Here is a 1,039-nt window from a genome sequence, read left to right as displayed (position 1 = left end):
GGGATGGCAACGGAATGGGTTGGTAAGTGGCTGCGCGTTCGTGGTCACTTAGCCGCGCCAGGTGAGCCTGCATTGTTTGTGTCTAAACTCGGAACCCGTATTTCGCACCGTAGCGTGCAAAAACGCATGGCCGAGTGGGGGCAAAAACAGTCTGTAGCCAGCCATATTAGCCCACATAAGTTGCGCCACTCATTTGCCACGCACATGCTGGAGTCGAGCAACAACTTACGTGCGGTGCAAGAGCTTTTAGGTCACGAGAACATATCGACGACCCAAATCTACACACACTTGGATTTCCAGCATCTAGCGCAAGCGTATGACCAAGCCCACCCACGCGCCCGCAAAAAGAACGGGGAGTGAGCCAAAGCATGAAATTTTACCGCCGTATCGAGCCGATTAAGGCCATGACATTCGATCTGGATGACACGCTGTATGACAACCATCCAGTGATTGTCCGTATGGAGCGCGAGTTACTGACCTGGTTGCAACAAACGCATCCTGCAGTGGCGCACATGGAAAAGGCCGACTGGTTGCAGGTAAAAAAACATGTGCTCCAGCAAAGTCCTGATCTCAAAAGCGATGTGACGCTTTGGCGCCTAGTGCAGTTAAAGCATGGTTTTCTATCCGTTGGCTACGATGAAGCGCAAGCTCAAGTTGCAGCGGAAGAGGGCGTGCAACTGGCGTTGGAATGGCGCAGTCAGTTTGACGTGCCGCAGCAAAGTCTCGATGTATTGGCGGAGTTGGGAGAACGCATTCCTCTGGTGGCGATCACCAATGGTAATGTCGACTTAGATAAAATCGGTTTGACGCCATACTTCCAACTCGTATTAAAAGCGGGCCCTGACGGTCTTGCCAAGCCTGCTGCTGATTTGTTTGTCAAAGCGCAGCAGTTCCTCGATTTACCTGCCGAAAACATTTTGCATGTTGGTGACCACCTCACGACGGATGTACATGGTGCAAAGTTAGCGGGTTTTGCCGCATGTTGGTTTAATGATATGAATAAAAATGTCATTAATCATTCAAGAACACGTACGTTACC

At 50.6% G+C, this 1,039-nt stretch carries 2 protein-coding genes; both read left to right on the top strand.

Annotation, left to right across the window (positions count from 1 at the left end; all coding sequences use genetic code 11):
- Positions 1-360, top strand: a 360-nt coding sequence (locus R7Q47_RS26525) for a tyrosine-type recombinase/integrase (RefSeq protein ID WP_318090296.1), incomplete at its 5' end; no start/stop codon positions are given.
- An 8-nt stretch (positions 361-368) separates the two neighbouring features.
- The coding region (gene yigB, locus R7Q47_RS26520; protein ID WP_318090295.1) for a 5-amino-6-(5-phospho-D-ribitylamino)uracil phosphatase YigB at positions 369-1,039 on the top strand (671 nt) is incomplete at its 3' end.

Source organism: Vibrio sp. Vb0349 (assembly GCF_033338975.1).
This window is presented reverse-complemented; position numbering and strand designations above follow the sequence as displayed.